Here is a 16,618-nt window from a genome sequence, read left to right as displayed (position 1 = left end):
TCAATGACCAAGATGCTTCAGTGTATTTCGCCGATCGACGGCTCCGTCTTCGCGGAACGTCCGGTGATCGAGCCGGCGGCGGCGCGCGAGATCCTCTCGGCGGCGCGTGACGCTCAGCGCGATTGGGCGGCACGGCCGCTGGCCGACCGGGTCGCAACCGTCCGCGCCGGGGTTGCCCGGCTCGGCGAGATGCAGGCCGAGATGGTGCCGGAGCTGGCCCACATGATGGGCCGCCCGGTGCGCTATGGCGGCGAGTTCGGCGGCACCGACGAGCGTGCCTCCTACATGGCCGATATTGCGGAAACGGCGCTGGCGCCGATCGTGGTGGAGGCTTCGGACAAGTTCGAGCGCCGCATCATGCGGGAGCCGCATGGACTGGTCTTCGTCATTGCGCCCTGGAACTATCCCTACATGACGGCCATCAACACCGTCGCTCCGGCATTGATTGCCGGTAACGCGGTGGCGCTGAAGCATGCAACGCAGACTCTGCTGGTCGGTGAGCGTATGGTCCGCGCCTTCGAGGAAGCGGGGCTGCCGAAGGGGCTCTTCGTCAATCTCTTCCTTGATCACGGCACGACCGAGGCACTGATCGGTACCCGCGAGTTCGATTTCATCAATTTCACCGGCTCCGTCGGTGGCGGCCGTGCCATCGAACGGGCGGCGGCGGGAACTTTCACCGGGCTTGGTCTTGAGCTTGGCGGCAAGGATCCAGGCTATGTGATGGAAGACGCCGATCTCGACGCGGCGGTCGATACGCTGATCGACGGCGCCATGTTCAATTCCGGCCAGTGCTGCTGCGGCATCGAGCGCATCTATGTGCATGAGAGCCTCTATGACGCTTTCATCGAGAAAGCGGTCGCCATCGTCTCAGGCTACAAGCTCGGCAACCCGATGGAAGAGGCAACTACGCTCGGCCCGATGGCGCACAAGCGCTTTGCCGCTCTGGTCCGTGAGCAAACCAAGGAGGCGGTCGCCCTCGGCGCGACACCGTTGATCGACCCGAAACAGTTCCCGGAAGATGACGGCGGCGCCTATCTGATGCCGCAGATCCTGACCGGCGTGAACCACGAGATGCGGGTGATGCGGGAGGAGAGCTTCGGCCCGGTCGTCGGCATCATGAAGGTCAAGGACGACGCGGAAGCGATCCGGCTGATGAACGACAGCGATTTCGGCCTGACCGCATCGCTCTGGACAAAAGACACCGACCGGGCGGCCGCCATTGGCGCGCAGCTCGAGACCGGCACCGTCTTCATGAACCGCGCCGACTATCTCGATCCCGGCCTGTGCTGGACCGGCTGCAAGGATACCGGCCGTGGCGGCGCGCTGTCCGTCATCGGTTTCCAGAACCTGACCCGTCCAAAATCATACCATCTTAAGAAAGCCTGAGTGCAATGAGCATCAAAGCCAACTGGAGCTACCCGACCGCGATCCGCTTCGGTGCCGGACGTATTGCCGAAATCGGTGAGGCCTGTGCCGCCGCCGGCATCAAGCGTCCGCTGCTGGTGACGGACAAGGGGCTGGCCAGCCTGCCGATCACCACGAAGACGCTCGATCTGATGGAAGCAGCCGGGCTCGGCCGCGCCATGTTCTCGGCGGTCGATCCGAACCCGAACGAGAAAAATCTCGAAGCCGGTATCAAGGTTTTCAAAGCGGGCAATCATGACGGTGTCATCGCCTTCGGTGGCGGCTCCGGCCTTGACCTTGGCAAGATGGTTGCCTTCATGGCGGACCAGAAAGGCTCGGTCTGGGATTATGAGGATATTGGCGACTGGTGGACCCGCGCCAACGCCGACGCGATCTATCCGAACGTCGCCGTGCCGACCACGGCGGGCACCGGCTCCGAAGTTGGCCGCGCCAGTGTGCTGACCAATTCGGAAACCCACGTGAAGAAGATCATCTTCCATCCGAAGGTTCTGCCGAGCGTGGTGATCTGCGATCCGGAGCTGACCGTCGGCATGCCGAAGCCGATCACGGCCGGCACCGGCATGGACGCCTTCGCCCATTGCCTGGAAGCTTTCTGCAGCCCGCATTACCACCCGATGAGCCAGGGCATCGCGCTCGAAGGCCTGCGGCTGGTGAATGAGTATCTGCCGCGCGCTTATGCGGACGGCTCCGACCTTGAAGCCCGCGCACACATGATGAGTGCGGCCGCCATGGGCGCCACGGCTTTCCAGAAGGGCCTCGGTGCCATCCACGCTTTGTCCCACCCGCTGGGCGCCGTCTACAATACCCACCACGGCACCACCAACGCCGTGGTCATGCCTCCGGTGCTGCGCTTCAACCGTCCGGCCATCGAGGACAGGCTGACCCAAGCGTCTGCCTATCTCGGTATCTCCGGCGGCTTTGACGGCTTCTTCGAGTATGTCCTGAAGCTGCGCGAGGACCTCGCGATCCCCGACAAGATGTCCGCCCTCGGCGTCGGCACCGACCGGATCGACGAGCTGGCCGCCATGGCCATCGAGGACCCGAGCTGCGGCGGCAACCCGGTCGAGCTGACTGTCAAAAACCTGACGGAACTGTTCAAGCAGTCGATCTGACGGGTTGAACGAATAATGAATAGGGAAGGGGCGAGCTTTCGGGCTCGCCCTTTTTCCTTTTGCGGTTAGTAATCCTCGGTCAGTACCGTCAGCGGTACGGCAAGTGCCTTGGCGAGCGCCTTGATCGTGCTGAGCGTTCCCTCGCGCGTGCCGCGTTCGATTTCGGAAAGATAGCTCTGGGAAATGCCAGCGGTCTCGGCCAGTTTCTTCTGGGTCATGGAGCGGAATTCCCGCAGCACGCGGACAGGGCTTTCGTGCGTTTCCAGCCGGTCCCAGACAGCTTCCGGCAAGGCGATATCGTCGCCGCGTTCGATGGCGGCCATGGATTCCCGATAGATGCGCAAGGTTTCCGCATCCTCATCGAATTGATTGGCAGCCATCAGGTCGAATTCCTCCTTGGAGAGGACGACCATTTGCTCGCCGGACGGTGAGGTGATGATCTGGATTGTGCTCATATTGACGATGTCCTACCGATAAATTTCGCGGCGATGCCCGGCTCGCAAAATTGAAATGCCGGCTGGGCCATCGCTGAAGACAACACGGTAATCGCCAACCCTGAGCCGGAATACGGGCTCGCCCTGCATTGCCGTGACGTCGCCTTTTCCTGTTTCGGCAAATTCGGAGATTTTGGACCGGAGCCGCTCTCGGGTTTCCGGCGCCAGTTTCCTCATTTGCTTCAGCGCGGTGGCAGTGTACTGGACTTTGCTCATGACCGATATCGTTAAATGCGATTGGCGTTATTGCCTGTATCGCTATTCGGTATATGAGCGGTTTTGAGAGTGTTTTGGCCGACTAGGTTCGGAATTCACTTACGGTGATGCAAAATCCGGCCGATGAAATTCAGCAGCAACTGCGCCGCCAGGGTCGTTGTACTGCCGGAGTGATCGTAATCAGGAGCGACCTCAACCAGATCGACGCCGACCACTGACCCGCGCTTTGTCAGCCCGTCCAGCAGTTCCAGCCCTTCGTAATAGGTAAAACCGCCGTGGCTCGGGGTGCCGGTGCCGGGGGCGATGGAGGGGTCGAAGCCGTCGATATCGATGGTGACGTAATAGCGTTTACCGGCAGGGATGCGTTCCAGCACGCCCTCGACACCGAGTTTGCGGAACTGGCGGACGGAGAGGATATCGGAGCCCATGGAGCGGGCGTCTTCGTATCCCTCTCGCGCGGTCGATGACACGTTGCGAATGCCGATCTGGCTGAGCCCGGTGACGTAGGGCTTCTCCGCCGCCCGGCGCATCGGGTTGCCGTGGCCGCTGCGCACGCCGTGCCGCTCGTCGACGAAATCGAGATGGGCGTCGATCTGCACCAGGTGCACAGGTTCTTCGTCGGAAAAGGCGTTGATGCAGGGGATGTTCACCGAGTGATCGCCTCCCAGCACCACCGGAATGGCGCCGGCTTTCAGGATCTTGCGCACGCCGAACTCGATATTGGCGTGGCTCTGCTCCGTGTCCGTATGGATGATGTCCGCATCGCCCAGATCGACAATCCGGGTGGTCTCCGCCGGCAGATAGGTGATGTCATCCTCGTGGTCGTAGGCGCCGCCGTGCCCGAAGGAGAAGAGGGTAGATGCCTCACGGATGCTGCGCGGGCCAAAGCGGGCGCCGGCGCGGAACTGGGTCCCGAAGTCGAACGGCGCGCCAAGCACCGCGACATCCGCCTCGATGGCGTCCCAGTCCTGCTGGTAGGGATATTTGCCGAAGGTTGCGATGCCGACGAAAGGCAGGTTGAGGCGGCCCGTTTCGTATCCGTGCGATGACATGAGATGTTCCCGGCGGGTTGAGGCGATGAGCGGTGAGGGCATTGCAGGCGATTATGCCCCGCGGTGCAATGGTTAGTCGGTCTCTGTCGGGCTTTGAGCGTCGCCTTCAAGTGTCTTGGTCATGTAGACCGTCGTGCCGCCCATGAAGGGTTCCGTCGAAGTGGTGACGTATCCAACCTTCTCGTAGAACGTGACGTTCGCTTTGAAATCCGCGTTTGTCAGCAGGGAGAGTTTGGTTCGGCCTGACCGTTTGGCGATCTCTTCGGCATGTTGGAGAAGCCGCCGGCCCAGCCCCATTCCCTGTTGCGCCGGGGACACCGCGACGTTTTCGATCCAGATATGATCGTCGCGTGTCATTGTCTCGATCAGCCCGGCGATCTCCTCTCCGATACAGAGCAACGCAAAATCATGCTCCCGTAAGGCTTTTTCATAGTCGGCGTTCATCGGTTTCGGCTCCCGGCCGATGACGGGGATCCATTTAGCATAGGCGGCGCTCACCAATGCGAGGATCGTCTTCACGTCCTCGGGCTGGGCATCCCGGAAGTTCATGGAAATGTTTTCAGGCATCGGGTCCTCACAGGCACTAAAAATCCCGCCGTCCGGGTGTTGACCGATCACCGACGCCCTTTTGCGAGCGAGGCCAGTCCGGCTTCATAATTGATATCCTCCGCAGCGTTCCGGCGACAATTCACGGACCCTTCTGAAATAGTTGAGCAAGCGGGATGCGACACATCTTCGCCTTTTCCGCTTTTCAATTGCCAAATACGGGTAAAAAAGTCACATTCAGAGTGACTTGACCAACCATTGGATACTTTGGTGGCGGTACGAACGCTGATACTGCTGGTTTGTTTCTTTGTTTCGGCATGTGCCAACTTGCCGTTCGAAACCAGTGCGCGCGCGCAACCGGAACTGGCTCCTGCGCCGGAACCCCGCTACTGCTACAGGACAATCGGGAAGGTTAATTGCTACACTCAGCCCCTTGATGGCTCGGAAGCGAACCGCCTTGTAGGATATGAGGGGCCGGCGCCGCGTCCGAACGCCGGGACCGGGCCCCTTTCGCCGTAACGGCGTTCGCATCCCCTGATTTGACGGAAAATTCCTTGAAACGGGTACTCCCGCCTCTCCTCGCAGCATGCGCGTTCCTCTGTCTGTGTTCCGCTCCGTCCCTCGCGGCGGACAGCAAGCGTCAGACCTATGGCGAAGCCATGGACTGGTACCGCGCGCAGGCGGAAGCTGGCGACGCCAAGGCGCAGTTCTATTATGGGCTGGCCCTGGAGCGCGGTGCGCAGGGCAGCCGGCGCGATGCGGACAAGGCGCAGGCCGTCGAGCTTTACAAGAAAGCGGCTGAAGGTGGTTACGCGCTCGCTCAATATCGTCTTGGGGTGCTCTACCAGATAGGCCAGGGCGTTGAACGATCTCTCGCCGAGGCACGGAAATGGTTCGGTACTGCTGCCGAAGCCGGGCTTCGCGAAGCCGAATTCAATTATGCGGTCATGCTGGAAACCGGGGCGGGCGGCGCGCGCGACCCCGAGGAAGCGGCCCGGCTCTATGAAATCTCCGCAGGCAAGGGCGTCCGGCAGGCCTTCCTGCCGCTCGGCATTCTCTATGCCCGGGGTGACGGGGTGGAACAGGATCTCGTTGAGTCCTTGAAATGGCTCATCCTGGCGGAGCGTGCGGATGCCGAAAGTGTTGCGCCGGCCATGCATGCCGTCCGTGGCGCGCTCGAAGACAAGGGCCAGGCGGAAGCCCTGAAACGCGCCGAAGCCTGGCGCATGACACTGCCCGAATAAAAATCTGCCCGGCTTCGGTTGGACTCGCCCGCAGGTCCCATTACCCTGATGCCCGACCTTTGTTGTATGAGGATCGATCCGATGATGAAATTCATTGCAGTCGCCATTGCGGCATTTGCCTTGAGCTGGCAGCCAGCGCAAGCGAATGACGAATCCCCTCCGGATAGATTGACAGTTCTCGATATGGTCCCGGGAACTGGAACGACAGCAACCGAGAACGCATCGGTGACGGTGCATTATACGGGGTGGCTGCTGGACGGGACCAAGTTCGACTCCAGTCACGATCGCAATCAACCCTTCACCTTCACCCTCGGCGCCGGTCGTGTGATTCAGGGGTGGGACCAAGGTGTTGTCGGCATGAAGGTCGGCGGCAAGCGTGAACTGGTCATTCCTTCCAAGCTTGCTTATGGCACACGCGGGGCAGGCGGTGTGATCCCGCCGAACGCACCCCTGAGGTTTGAGGTGGAGCTGATCTCGGTCTCGGCACCGAAGTTCAAGGCGATCGGAAATGACGAGCTGAAGAGCCTGATGCAGAGGGGCGTGAGCGTTCTCGATATCAGACGGCCCGAAGAATGGGCGGAGACGGGAACGATCAAAGGTGTGAAACGGCTGACGGCGTTCGACAGAAACGGACAGTTTGTCCCGAGCTTCCCGGATGCGCTCGGCGCGCTGATCGACAAGGATGCCGAAGTCGTGCTGATCTGCCGCAGCGGTCGGCGCTCCCTCGCGCTGGCACGCGCCATGGCCGACCAGGCCGGTTACGCGAAGGTCTACAATCACGCGACCGGCATGAATAACTGGATAGAAGCCGGTAACCCGGTGGAAAAGTAAGCTGCGATGAATGCGATCACGGAGACCAAGGCGCCACGGTTTGCGCCTTATGCCAGCGGTAAGTTCCAGATGGCCATGGGGCTGGTCGCGCTCGACCTGAATGACTGGTTCGATGTCGATCATAACCGCGCGGTGGAGTTGCGAGAGAAAGAGCGGTTGCTGGCCAGCCAGCACGACGCGGTATTTGGAGATTTGCCGGGGAGCGAGCCTGCCCAGCGCGAAGTGCTGATGCTGCTGCTGGATAATCTGGAGCGCTGTCATCCCGGTCTGATCACCTTTGATGAGGGGACGGTCCGGGTGCCAGAGACCGGAAAGTCCTATTCTCTCAGTGATTTTACCGATCATGCCCTCGATCTTGCCGGCCGTCTGGTGCAGGAGGATCTATGCCTGATGACGCCGGGAGAGGAGGGCTACGTGCTGCATGCGGCCTCGCTTTGCTTCCCTGCGCGCTGGGTGCTCGGTGAGAAACTCGGCCAGCCGATGATGGGCATCCATGAACATGTCTCCGGCTATGCCGAAAAGCTGGGAAAGCCGGTCGACCGGTTCTTTACCCACCTTAAGGCGGACAAACCGGTGGTGCGGCTCAATTGGTCCGTTATCGACGATCCGGCCTTGTTTCAGACCAGTGGCAAGTTCCGGAATGATGATCAGGTTGAGATCACGGCGGAGAATGCGGGTGACCGGCTCTGGCTCCGGGTCGAACGGCAGACTTTGCGTCGGCTGCCGGAATCCGGCGATATCCTGTTCACCATCCGGACCTTCGTCGATCCGCTTTCCTCGCTTGAGGCGCGGCCGGATCTCGCCATGGGCCTGCGCGGCGCCGTCGCGGACATGCCGGAGGGTATGCAGCGCTACAAGAGCCTGCTGCCGTTCCGCGAGGCGCTGGACGGATACCTTGGAAATCTGATGGAACGGGCTGCCTGACCGGATGGATACAGAAACCCTGCTTGCCGAGTTGCGCAAGCCGGAGACGCTGACACTCCTTGGCCGCGCGCTGGAGCCGCATCTGAAGAACGGTGCCCGGACGCTGGTCTACCCGATGCCCTATGCGGACGCGATCGGCCACCTGGCGCCGGAGCCGCACTATCTCGCCTCGCTCTATGGTCCTGAATACGACCGGATCGTGCTGCTGACACCGCCCCGCGCTGTGCCGACGATGAAGCGCCCGCTCTACGATCTGCTGGCCCGGGATTTCGGCATGGCGGAAACCCAGCATGCGCCCTTGCTGTTGCTGCGGGATCTCGACCGGGGAATCGTCCGGATGGGGCCGTTCGATCTCTGTCTTGTGCATACCCATAAATTCTACCGTGCCTATACGCAGCATCGGGCGGCGCGGAAGCCGCTGGTGCATCTCAAGCTCGACGATGAAATGCGTGCGGCGGGGGAACGCTGGCTCTCAAGAATCGGTCTGGAGCCGGGCAGCCCTTACGTCACCCTGCATATGCGGGAGGAAGGCTACGCGCATGATGCCGGCAGCGCGCCCTACGGGAAGCTGCGCACGGTTGACCCCGCAAACTTCCGTCCGGCCGTCGATTGGCTGGTCGAGGCCGGTTACACGGTTTTCCGTTTGGGAGGTGCGAACTCGGAGCCGTTCGCCCATCCCTCCGGGATGGTGATTGATCTGGCCCATGATCCGCGCGCCGAGGATTTCCTCGACATATATCTGATGGCCACATGCAGTTTCTCGTTGAACTGTCAGTCCGGCCCGGAAGCCCTGGCCCGCGCGTTCGGTCGTCCGAGCGTCAACACCAACCTCCTGCCGACGGTGATGAGCCACCATCTCGACTGCGATCTTTTCCTCTTCAAGCCGCTCTATCGTGGAGACAGCGCATCACCGCTTTCCTATGAGGAACAGCTTTCCTGCATGTTGCCGAACCGCTTGGTGTCAGGGCCGCTTCCGGACCAGGACTGGTATACGGAACACGGCTTCCGGGCCACGGATTGTTCCCCGGACGATGTACTGGCGGCGGTAGAGGAAATGCACGCAGGGCTCAACGGTGGGGCTGTGCCGGATGACGGGACCAACGCGCGGTTCGTCGCGATGAGCAAGAGCTACGAAGACCAGATCCGGGACAATGAAATCGCCCGTTTCCAAGGCAACGACGTCTATGCCTACGCTCATAACATGGGCACGCTTTCGGCTAGCTGGGCCGGGCTCAATCCTTGGTTTCTTGCGTGACGCAAGTGGCCGGGCCCGGTTAGGCTCGGGCCATGATCGACCATGTCTCCATCGCCGTTTCCGATCTCGCGCGCAGTGCGATCTTCTATGACGCGGTCCTGGCGCCGCTAGACTTCACCCGTCTGGCCGAGCGGGAGGGGACCATCGGTTTCGGCAAGCAGTACCCGGAATTCTGGCTCAATCTCCGCCCCGGTATGGAAGCGGTTCCAGACGGAACCGGAATCCATATCTGCCTGCGTGCCAGCTCCCGGGACGCCGTGGACGCTTTCCACGCGGCAGCGCTAACGCAAGGCGGTCGCGACGCCGGAGCGCCAGCGGATAGGCAGGCTCAGATGACCACCTATTACGGCGCCTTCATCCGTGACCAGGACGGCAACAAGATCGAGGCGGTGACTTTTCCGCGTTAAACAGCTTCCCGCAGCAGCGACATAGACAGGCACCGAGGCCCGCCGCCTGCCTGGGTAAACATCGACAAATCAGGGTCGAGCACGGTGATGCCTTCCGCGCGCAGGGCCTCGTTCACGCGCGTGGCGCTCTTCGAGGAAATCACCCGGTCATTGCCGAGAGACATGCAGTTGCATTGCAGCAGCATCGCCTCCTTGTAGGTCACCGGCACCGGCTTGATGCCGTGTCCGGCCAGCCATTCGACGAAATCATCCGGCAGCACCTCAAGGCACATCAGGGCGAGGCGGTCGTTCACCGTGGCGTAGAGCAGGTCGAGATGCAGGAAATGTTCGGCGAATTTCTGGATGCGGCATTCCCAGCCCTCGGCCTGAAGCCAGGCCTGAAGCTGTTTTGCCGCCGGCTCGCAGGTGCGCTGGCCGGTATAGCCGATGACCGCAACGCCCGGCTTGATCAGGTGGATATCGCCGCCCTCGATTGGTCCTGCTGTCGCCCAGTTCCAGACCGGGATGCCGAGCTTTTCGTAGAACCGGTAGGTGGTGGCGATTTCGCCCCGGCGCTGCTGGCGGTACATCTGGCCGAGGAACACGCCCCACGGCGTCATCACGGACGGATCGCGGGTATAGATCTGGTAGCTCAAAGTCGGATCGGTATCGACGAAATGGCAAGTGACACCGGCGCCTTCATAGGCGGCGATAAATTCCTGATAGCCGGAGAGGGCGGCCGCCTTGTCGAACGGAACGCCGTCGCGCAGGGTCGCCCGGACCACGGCATTGGCGGTGGTGTCTTCCTTGGCAACGTCGGACCACTGGAAATTATCGGGGCGGCAGAGATAGACGTCCTTGAGGACGCCATACTCGGAAGCAACGGCAAAGGCGTTCGAGCCAGAAGTCATCTGAATATCCGGAAAGAAGGTCGAGAAAGGAGAAGGCAGCTTAGCCTTCTGCTTCCGCCGCCAGCAAGTCGCGAAGCTCTGTCTTCAGGATTTTGCCGTAATTGTTCTTCGTCAGGGCGGTGACCAGCCGGTACTCCTTCGGCCGCTTGAAGCGGGCGATATTGTCGAGGCAAAGCTTGTCCAGCTCGGCCGTGTCGATTTCCTGTCCCGGTTGGGGCACGACAAAAGCGACGACTTCCTCACCCCAATCCGCATGCGGGCGGCCGACCACGGCGCATTCATAGACATCCGGATGGCGCAGCAGCACTTCCTCGATTTCGCGCGGATAGATGTTCGTGCCGCCTGAGATGATCATGTCCTTGGAGCGGTCTTTCAGGGTGACGTAACCGTCTGCGTCCATGGCGCCGAGATCGCCGGTCCAGAGCCAGCCGTCCCGCAGCGTGTTCGCCGTCGCATCCGGGTTGAGCCAGTAGCCTCCCATGACGATATCGCCCCGGCAGATGATCTCTCCAGTCTCGCCGTATGGCACCTCCTTGCCGTCCGCGTCCACCACCCGGACCTCGACACCGGTGCGGGCAAAGCCGGCGGAAGCGAGGCGGGCGAGATAGCGCGGGTGATCCCTGTCCAGATAGGCGGATTTCGGCAGGCCGGTGATGGTCATCGGCGCTTCGCCGAGGCCGTAGATCTGCGTCAGCTTCGGGCCGAGTATCTCCAGCGCCTTCAGCGTATCCTCCAGATACATAGGTCCGCCGCCATAGACGACGGTCTTAAGGTTCGCGAGGTCGGCGGTGGCCGTGCCCGGATGGTTCAGCAGGCGGCTGACCATGGTCGGCGCGAAGAAGAAGCTGACGCCGGGCCAGTGCCGGATCAGCTCCAGGCATTCCTCGACATCGTAGCCGCCACTCTGCGGCACCACGTTGTTCGCGCCGCGTGCCACATGCGGCATGGCGTAGAGGCCGGACCCGTGGCTCATCGGCGCCGCGTGGATCATGCAGTCCTGCTCGCTGATCTGGTCTACGTCGGCAAGATAGTTCGTGGTGGCGAACATCAGGCTGCGATGGGTGATCATCGCGCCTTTCGGCCGACCGGTGGTGCCGGAGGTGTAAAACAGCCAGCAGAGCCCGTCCGGGTCGACAGTCGCGGCTGGGACCGGTGGTGCCGCAAACAAGTCCTCGAAATCAGGATCATCGATGGCAATCAGGTGCTCAAGGTCAGGGGCTTCCGCCTTCACGTCAGCCAGCGTCCCGGCGACGTCCGGCGTCGCGAAACAGGCCTTGGCGCCGCTGTTATAGAGGATGAAGGCAAATTCCTTCGGATGCAGCTTGGCATTGATCGGCACAGCGGCGAGCCCGGCATGCCAGATGGCATAGAGAATTTCCAGATAGAGCGGATCGTTCTTCATCGCCAGCGCAACCCGGTCGCCGGGCATCAGGTCGAGCTCACCCCGCAGGGCGCCGGCAAGGCGGGACACACGGTCGCCGAGTTCCGCATAGGTCCGGCAGACCCGCTGCCCATAGGAAATCGCCGGTCGATCGCCATGGATCCGCGCGACCTGCGCCAGTAATGCTGCCTGATTCATCCAAGTCCTCCCCGCCGATCTTGCGTCGGCCGCGGGAAATCTAGCAGCAGGTCGCGTCGACTGACCAGAGCGCCGCTCGTAATCACCACTAAAATTAAGCCAAAACTGGCATGGCAATTGCTGTGACTGAATTATCAGTTTGGGAGTGAGTGAAGCGTACGCCTAACGGTCAAAAGCAGGAGAAGATGATGCGTTACATTCCGAAACACGCAGACGATTACGGTTTGAGCAGCAACGACGATGCTTTCGATGCGGCGTTTCTGTTCAATGACGGCAGCGAGATGGTCGAGGTCCTGGGCGACGACTGGTCGCTGAGCGATGACGATGATGCGTTGCTCGATCTGGATCTGATGCAGGCCAACTAAAGACGGCTACTCGGTCCTGGCGGTCAGAATACGTCCGTAATAGCGCAGGACGTTCTCTATTTCGTAACGCCAGAGCCGCCATGTGTGATTACCGTCTGTCATCCGGAACTCGACCGGGATGTCGGCCCGTTTCAGCGCCTGGTACAGAGCGATATTGCCTTCATAGAGGCCGAACCCGTCATCGTCCCCGACGGTGATCCAGATTGCCGGTCTCTCGCTGGCTGCTTTCAATGACCGGATATCCGCGAAGAAATTCTGCCGGTTGAACTCGACGATGTCGAACGGTTCACCGAATACCCCCTTGAAAAAGCCGATCTGCTGACGGGAAACATCATCCCTGCTGGAAAGATCCGGGAAGATCGCGGCGCTCAGACCGGCTGTCATCGCGAATTGATCCGGGTGCCTGAACGCCAGCCTGAAAGCTCCGTATCCTCCCATCGAGAGTCCGGCAATGCCCCTTCGGGAGCGGTCGCCGCCAAAACCATGGATCCGTTCGGTCTCCGGTATCAGGTCTTTCAGCAGGGCGTCTTCATACAGCCCGTGCTTCTTTGAATTCACATACCAGCTGTTCGCTCCGTCCGGCATGACGATGGCCATGGGCGGAATGGCTTTTTGCCGGATCAGGCGCGTTGCCGTTTGTTCAATCTGACCGAGCGTCTGCCAGTCGCGCTCATGGCCGCCGAGCCCGTGCAGCAGATAGAGCACCGGCAAGGACGGGCTCCGGTCTTCAGGCAGGAACAGTGAGTATTTCAGCGACCCGCTGAGCGCCGGACTCTCGACAGAGAGGCTTTCCCTGAGCTCGGCGCCAGCGTTCGCTGCCGTCAGAAGAAAGACAACAAGCGCGACGGTTGGCTGAATGAGATAGCGCCGGGTCGTCATTCTGCCGGGGAGAGGACCGGGCTTGCCGGGCTGCTTCGCTCCACCGGTCTGGTGGCGCGGGTTTCTATTGCCTTCCTCCACCATTCCTTTTTGATCGCCGTGACCAGATAGGCGAACAGCACCACGATGGCGAGACCGCTGAGGTTCACCAGCGCCCAGGTCGCCTGACTGCGGCCGAGCTGGTCCAGCACCATGCCGCCGAACTGAGCCAGCCACATGTTCAGCAGGAAGACCGGAAGTGCCTGCTGACCGACCGTACGGACCGGGTGGAAGGCTTTGTGCAGCAGCAGGTGTTCGCGGCCACGCACCAGGTTGACCACGATATAGGCCAGCGCCAGGAAGTGGATGAAGCGGAGGATGCCGTAATCGGTCTTGGCTCGCCACGGCAAGGTCAGCTCTCGCCATTCGGCGAGGAACGGCAGGCTGTCCTGATAGCCGACGAAGAACCACCAGTGGGAAACCGGCGCGGCGGCCACGACAAAGATCGTGCAGGCCGCCATCAGGGTGCGGGTGAAAGGCGGCGGGGTGAGCCAGCCGCGCGAGATGGCGAAACCGGTGAAGAATACCAGTTGCCAGCCGAACGGATTGAAGAACCATTCGATGTGCGCGTGATCCGGATGGGCAGGCAGGCCGCCGTCATAGATCCAGTTCAGGCAGTAGACGCTGACGGAGAAGACAATGGCCAGCCGGGGATCGACCCGCGCCAAAGCCATGAAGACCGGGATCATCAGCAAGGCACCCATATACATCGGCATGATGTCGAAATAGTTGGGCACATAGGTCAGCGTCAGCAGGCCGAGCAGGGCTTTCGGTGTCTCATTGAAGAAGAAATGCAGGTTCAGCCGGCCGACATAATCCGGCTCGGCGAAGGTCGCATTCCCCGCAAGCATGAGCCCGGCGATCAGGAAAAAGATAAGGATGTGAGCCGTATAAAGCTGCCATATCCGGTAAAGCACGCGGCCGGTTCCGTGCCAGAACCCGGCCTTGATGAAAGTGCCGCCAAAGGCAATGGCCGCGGCGAAGCCGGAGCAGAAGACGAACATTTCGGCCGCATCGGAAAACCCGAAGCGCGCCGGAATGAAGTTCGACCAGTGATTCTGCGGGATGTGAGCCACGAAGATGATCAGCATCGCGACTCCGCGAAAGAAATCGAGCCTCGGGTCGCGTTGCCGCCGTGTTTTGGTCGGTTGATCTGTCATGGTCTCCACTCACCGGCAGCGAAAACCGCATACCGTTATCATCGTGCCATAGAGGTAATAAGCGGTGGAACGCCGCGGAACTCCAGTCAATTTGGTCTCGCGTCTTTGTGAAGCTTGTTTTGCTGACGCGGAGGCATCTCCGGATCAAATGTCTGAAATGTTGCGGCGGGCAAAAGAACGATGTCCTTTCTTCCGCAATCATAAAAAAGACATCGTCCTGGTCCAATGGATCAGGTGGTAATGCACGGGCAGCGGCACGGCCGTCGTTGAGCTCGCGTTGAGTGGCAGCAGGCCGATGGGGCTAGGGGCTATGGATACAGGACACCGCATGGGGGCAGGACTCTCGGTCACGAGCCGGAGGATGACAGCGCGGCGTATCCTATTTTTGGGGCTGGTTTCAAGCACCATTCTTGCCCTGGTGTCAGCGCTCACTTACGTGTTCGCGGCGGACGGCCTGCGGGCCATTGAAATTGCCATGATCACGGTCTTTGCCCTGAACACGCCCTGGATGGTGATCGGCTTCTGGAATGCGGTGATCGGGTTCTCCCTGCTGCATTTCAAGCGTGACTGGCTACGGTCTGTGACCGGCCTTTCCGGTCTGGAGGACGAGACGTCCGCGATCGGCGGCCGCACGGCAATCGTTATGCCGGTTCATAATGAAAGCCCCGATCTGGTCGTCGGCAATCTGAAAGCCGTGATTGACAGTCTGGATGCGACCGGCCTCTCCGATACCTTCGATGTATTCCTTTTGAGCGATACGACCGATCCGGACATCGCATTGCGCGAGCAGAGCCTGTTCGAAGCGTGGCGGGACGGAAACGAGCGCCCGGACCGGCTGCATTACCGTCGCCGGACGGATAACATCCGTCAGAAAGTCGGCAATATCGAGGATTTTTGCACGCGCTGGGGCGACGGCTTCGATTTCATGATCGTTCTGGATGCGGACAGCGTGATGTCCGGTCCGGCAATCCTGCGCTTGGTTCGGCTTATGCAGCACAACCCCGCGCTCGGCATCCTGCAGACTTTGGTGACTGGTATGCCTGCCAGCAGTGCCTTCGCCCGCATGTTCCAGTTCGGTATGCGTCATGGCATGCGCTCCTATACGACGGGCAGCGCCTGGTGGCAGGGCCCGGACGGGCCCTATTGGGGGCATAACGCCATTTTGCGGCTGCAAGCCTTCCGCCGGAACTGCGCGCTTCCAGCCCTGCCGGGAACACGCCCGCTCGGTGGCGAGATCCTGAGCCACGATCAGGTCGAGGCCGTGTTCATGCGCCGGGGCGGCTATGAAGTCCGGGTGCTGCCGCTCGAAGACGGCAGTTACGAGGAGAACCCGACGACGCTGCCGGATTTCCTGACCCGCGATCTGCGCTGGTGTCAGGGCAACATGCAATATCTCAAACTGTTCCGGCATCCCTCTCTGATTCGCGGCGTCCGGCCGATGGGGCGGCTGCAATTGCTGCTCGCCATCATGATGTATACCGGCGCGCCGCTCTGGTACGCCTTCATGGGGCTGGGCCTGACGGATCTGTGTCTGACGGCAGCATCCAATGGTGGGAGCGTTCCCGCGCTGGGAGCGCCCGGTTTCGGTCTGGCGCTCTTCGCCGCTGTTATGGGGATGACTTTTGCGCCGAAACTGTTCGGCATTCTCGATATCGCATTGCGCCGCGCGGGACGTCGGTCTTATGGCGGAGGGTTGCGGATTGCCGCCGGAACCGTGCTGGAGACTCTCTTCTCTCTGCTTCTGTCACCTGTTGTCGCTTTGGCGCAGACCGTCTTCGTTTTCGGGCTGTTCTTCGGCAAGCGGATTCGCTGGGACGCGCAGGAGCGTGACGACAGGCGGGTGACGCTGGGTGAAGCGCTGAGCGGTCTTTGGCTGCAGACGGTACTCGGCGCCGCCTTTCTTGTGGTGCTTTCAGTGGTCGCGCCACACATCCTGCCATGGGCGACGCCTGTGATTGCCGGTCTGTTACTGTCCGTGCCGTTTGCGGTCGTCACCGCGATGCCGATGCTTGGCCGCTTTTTCCGCCGGTTCGGGCTATGCGCCATTCCCGAGGAAAGTCTGGTCCCGGAAGTGCTGCGGGACGTGCGGATCAGCATGCCCCAGCCTGCGCCTATCCTCCGTGCAGCTCCGGCTGTTCGCCCATTGGCTGATCCGGAGCGTGCCTGACCGGTTATCGCTCTTTTGTTCCTGTCCCTGCTC

At 61.2% G+C, this 16,618-nt stretch carries 17 protein-coding genes; 9 read left to right on the top strand and 8 right to left on the bottom strand.

What is annotated here, in order from left to right; translation table 11 throughout:
• Positions 1-3 precede the first annotated feature (3 nt).
• Together IG629_RS07625 and IG629_RS07620 are read left to right on the top strand one after the other, a co-directional pair.
• A complete protein-coding gene (locus tag IG629_RS07625; RefSeq protein WP_193171378.1) occupies positions 4-1,386 on the top strand; it encodes an aldehyde dehydrogenase family protein in 1,383 nt (460 codons plus the stop codon).
• Between the two features lie 5 nt (positions 1,387-1,391).
• Positions 1,392-2,537: an iron-containing alcohol dehydrogenase gene (locus IG629_RS07620; RefSeq protein ID WP_193171377.1), complete on the top strand. Its 1,146-nt coding sequence runs from the start codon at positions 1,392-1,394 to the stop codon at positions 2,535-2,537.
• Positions 2,538-2,602: 65 nt separating this feature from the next.
• Here the strand turns inward: IG629_RS07620 and IG629_RS07615 are convergent, their stop codons facing one another.
• The 4 genes from IG629_RS07615 to IG629_RS07600 form a co-directional block, all read right to left on the bottom strand.
• A complete protein-coding gene (locus IG629_RS07615; RefSeq protein ID WP_193171376.1) occupies positions 2,603-2,992 on the bottom strand; it encodes a helix-turn-helix domain-containing protein in 390 nt (129 codons plus the stop codon).
• 12 nt (positions 2,993-3,004) lie between these two features.
• Complete coding sequence (locus IG629_RS23010) at positions 3,005-3,247, bottom strand: type II toxin-antitoxin system RelE family toxin (RefSeq protein WP_193171375.1); 243 nt, start codon at positions 3,245-3,247, stop codon at positions 3,005-3,007.
• Between the two features lie 95 nt (positions 3,248-3,342).
• The gene (gene speB, locus IG629_RS07605) at positions 3,343-4,299 is read right to left on the bottom strand and encodes an agmatinase (protein ID WP_193171374.1); all 957 of its coding nucleotides are present in this window, start codon (positions 4,297-4,299) and stop codon (positions 3,343-3,345) included.
• Between the two features lie 72 nt (positions 4,300-4,371).
• Positions 4,372-4,866 carry a GNAT family N-acetyltransferase gene (locus IG629_RS07600; RefSeq protein ID WP_193171373.1) on the bottom strand — a complete coding sequence of 165 codons (495 nt, stop codon included), beginning with the start codon at positions 4,864-4,866 and terminating at the stop codon, positions 4,372-4,374.
• Between the two features lie 533 nt (positions 4,867-5,399).
• Between IG629_RS07600 and IG629_RS07595 the strand changes: the two genes are divergently transcribed.
• The 5 genes from IG629_RS07595 (at position 5,400) to IG629_RS07575 (ending at position 9,506) form a co-directional block, all read left to right on the top strand.
• Positions 5,400-6,089: a tetratricopeptide repeat protein gene (locus IG629_RS07595; protein WP_193171372.1), complete on the top strand. Its 690-nt coding sequence runs from the start codon at positions 5,400-5,402 to the stop codon at positions 6,087-6,089.
• Between the two features lie 81 nt (positions 6,090-6,170).
• Positions 6,171-6,920 (top strand): FKBP-type peptidyl-prolyl cis-trans isomerase, encoded by a 750-nt coding sequence (locus IG629_RS07590; protein ID WP_193171371.1) that lies wholly within the window; start codon positions 6,171-6,173, stop codon positions 6,918-6,920.
• A 6-nt stretch (positions 6,921-6,926) separates the two neighbouring features.
• Positions 6,927-7,844, top strand: coding sequence for a heme-dependent oxidative N-demethylase family protein (locus IG629_RS07585; RefSeq protein ID WP_193171370.1), 918 nt, complete (start codon positions 6,927-6,929; stop codon positions 7,842-7,844).
• A 4-nt stretch (positions 7,845-7,848) separates the two neighbouring features.
• A complete protein-coding gene (locus IG629_RS07580; RefSeq protein WP_193171369.1) occupies positions 7,849-9,099 on the top strand; it encodes a TIGR04372 family glycosyltransferase in 1,251 nt (416 codons plus the stop codon).
• Positions 9,100-9,131: 32 nt separating this feature from the next.
• Positions 9,132-9,506, top strand: a complete 375-nt coding sequence (locus IG629_RS07575) for a VOC family protein (protein ID WP_193171368.1) — start codon at positions 9,132-9,134, stop codon at positions 9,504-9,506.
• On the opposite strand, the gene IG629_RS07570 is transcribed toward IG629_RS07575, so the two are convergent.
• Both IG629_RS07570 and IG629_RS07565 read right to left on the bottom strand, forming a co-directional pair.
• Complete coding sequence (locus tag IG629_RS07570; RefSeq protein WP_193171367.1) at positions 9,503-10,396, bottom strand: dimethylarginine dimethylaminohydrolase family protein; 894 nt, start codon at positions 10,394-10,396, stop codon at positions 9,503-9,505. The two genes, IG629_RS07575 and IG629_RS07570, sit on opposite strands and share 4 nt — an antisense overlap.
• A gap of 40 nt (positions 10,397-10,436) precedes the next feature.
• Positions 10,437-11,975 carry an acyl-CoA synthetase gene (locus tag IG629_RS07565; RefSeq protein ID WP_193171366.1) on the bottom strand — a complete coding sequence of 513 codons (1,539 nt, stop codon included), beginning with the start codon at positions 11,973-11,975 and terminating at the stop codon, positions 10,437-10,439.
• Positions 11,976-12,163: 188 nt separating this feature from the next.
• On the opposite strand from IG629_RS07565, the gene IG629_RS07560 reads away from it, so the two are divergent.
• Complete coding sequence (locus tag IG629_RS07560) at positions 12,164-12,340, top strand: hypothetical protein (RefSeq protein WP_156901202.1); 177 nt, start codon at positions 12,164-12,166, stop codon at positions 12,338-12,340.
• 6 nt (positions 12,341-12,346) lie between these two features.
• On the opposite strand, the gene IG629_RS07555 is transcribed toward IG629_RS07560, so the two are convergent.
• Entirely contained in the window at positions 12,347-13,219 is an 873-nt protein-coding gene (locus tag IG629_RS07555; RefSeq protein WP_193171365.1) for an alpha/beta hydrolase, read from the bottom strand.
• Positions 13,216-14,418 carry an OpgC family protein gene (locus IG629_RS07550; protein WP_193171364.1) on the bottom strand — a complete coding sequence of 401 codons (1,203 nt, stop codon included), beginning with the start codon at positions 14,416-14,418 and terminating at the stop codon, positions 13,216-13,218. The genes IG629_RS07555 and IG629_RS07550 overlap by 4 nt, the downstream gene beginning before the upstream one ends.
• Before the next feature lie 295 nt (positions 14,419-14,713).
• Between IG629_RS07550 and mdoH the strand changes: the two genes are divergently transcribed.
• The gene (gene mdoH / locus IG629_RS07545) at positions 14,714-16,585 is read left to right on the top strand and encodes a glucans biosynthesis glucosyltransferase MdoH (protein WP_319025044.1); all 1,872 of its coding nucleotides are present in this window, start codon (positions 14,714-14,716) and stop codon (positions 16,583-16,585) included.
• Positions 16,586-16,618: the final 33 nt, after the last annotated feature.

It is taken from the genome of Nisaea nitritireducens (assembly GCF_014904795.1).
Classification (GTDB): Bacteria; Pseudomonadota; Alphaproteobacteria; order Thalassobaculales; family Thalassobaculaceae; genus Nisaea; species Nisaea nitritireducens.
Note: the sequence above shows the minus strand (reverse complement) of the source record. Positions and strands in the feature narration are given on the sequence as shown.

Excerpts from the sequence above, each read along its gene's own strand:
- IG629_RS07625 (WP_193171378.1), top strand. The coding sequence starts at position 4 with ATGACCAAGATGCTTCAGTGTATTTCGCCGATCGACGGCTCCGTCTTC.
- IG629_RS07620 (WP_193171377.1), top strand. The coding sequence starts at position 1,392 with ATGAGCATCAAAGCCAACTGGAGCTACCCGACCGCGATCCGCTTCGGT.
- IG629_RS07615 (WP_193171376.1), bottom strand. The coding sequence starts at position 2,992 with ATGAGCACAATCCAGATCATCACCTCACCGTCCGGCGAGCAAATGGTC.
- IG629_RS23010 (WP_193171375.1), bottom strand. The coding sequence starts at position 3,247 with ATGAGCAAAGTCCAGTACACTGCCACCGCGCTGAAGCAAATGAGGAAA.
- speB (WP_193171374.1), bottom strand. The coding sequence starts at position 4,299 with ATGTCATCGCACGGATACGAAACGGGCCGCCTCAACCTGCCTTTCGTC.
- IG629_RS07600 (WP_193171373.1), bottom strand. The coding sequence starts at position 4,866 with ATGCCTGAAAACATTTCCATGAACTTCCGGGATGCCCAGCCCGAGGAC.
- IG629_RS07590 (WP_193171371.1), top strand. The coding sequence starts at position 6,171 with ATGATGAAATTCATTGCAGTCGCCATTGCGGCATTTGCCTTGAGCTGG.
- IG629_RS07585 (WP_193171370.1), top strand. The coding sequence starts at position 6,927 with ATGAATGCGATCACGGAGACCAAGGCGCCACGGTTTGCGCCTTATGCC.
- IG629_RS07580 (WP_193171369.1), top strand. The coding sequence starts at position 7,849 with ATGGATACAGAAACCCTGCTTGCCGAGTTGCGCAAGCCGGAGACGCTG.
- IG629_RS07575 (WP_193171368.1), top strand. The coding sequence starts at position 9,132 with ATGATCGACCATGTCTCCATCGCCGTTTCCGATCTCGCGCGCAGTGCG.
- IG629_RS07570 (WP_193171367.1), bottom strand. The coding sequence starts at position 10,396 with ATGACTTCTGGCTCGAACGCCTTTGCCGTTGCTTCCGAGTATGGCGTC.
- IG629_RS07565 (WP_193171366.1), bottom strand. The coding sequence starts at position 11,975 with ATGAATCAGGCAGCATTACTGGCGCAGGTCGCGCGGATCCATGGCGAT.
- IG629_RS07560 (WP_156901202.1), top strand. The coding sequence starts at position 12,164 with ATGCGTTACATTCCGAAACACGCAGACGATTACGGTTTGAGCAGCAAC.
- IG629_RS07555 (WP_193171365.1), bottom strand. The coding sequence starts at position 13,219 with ATGACGACCCGGCGCTATCTCATTCAGCCAACCGTCGCGCTTGTTGTC.
- IG629_RS07550 (WP_193171364.1), bottom strand. The coding sequence starts at position 14,418 with ATGACAGATCAACCGACCAAAACACGGCGGCAACGCGACCCGAGGCTC.
- mdoH (WP_319025044.1), top strand. The coding sequence starts at position 14,714 with ATGGGGCTAGGGGCTATGGATACAGGACACCGCATGGGGGCAGGACTC.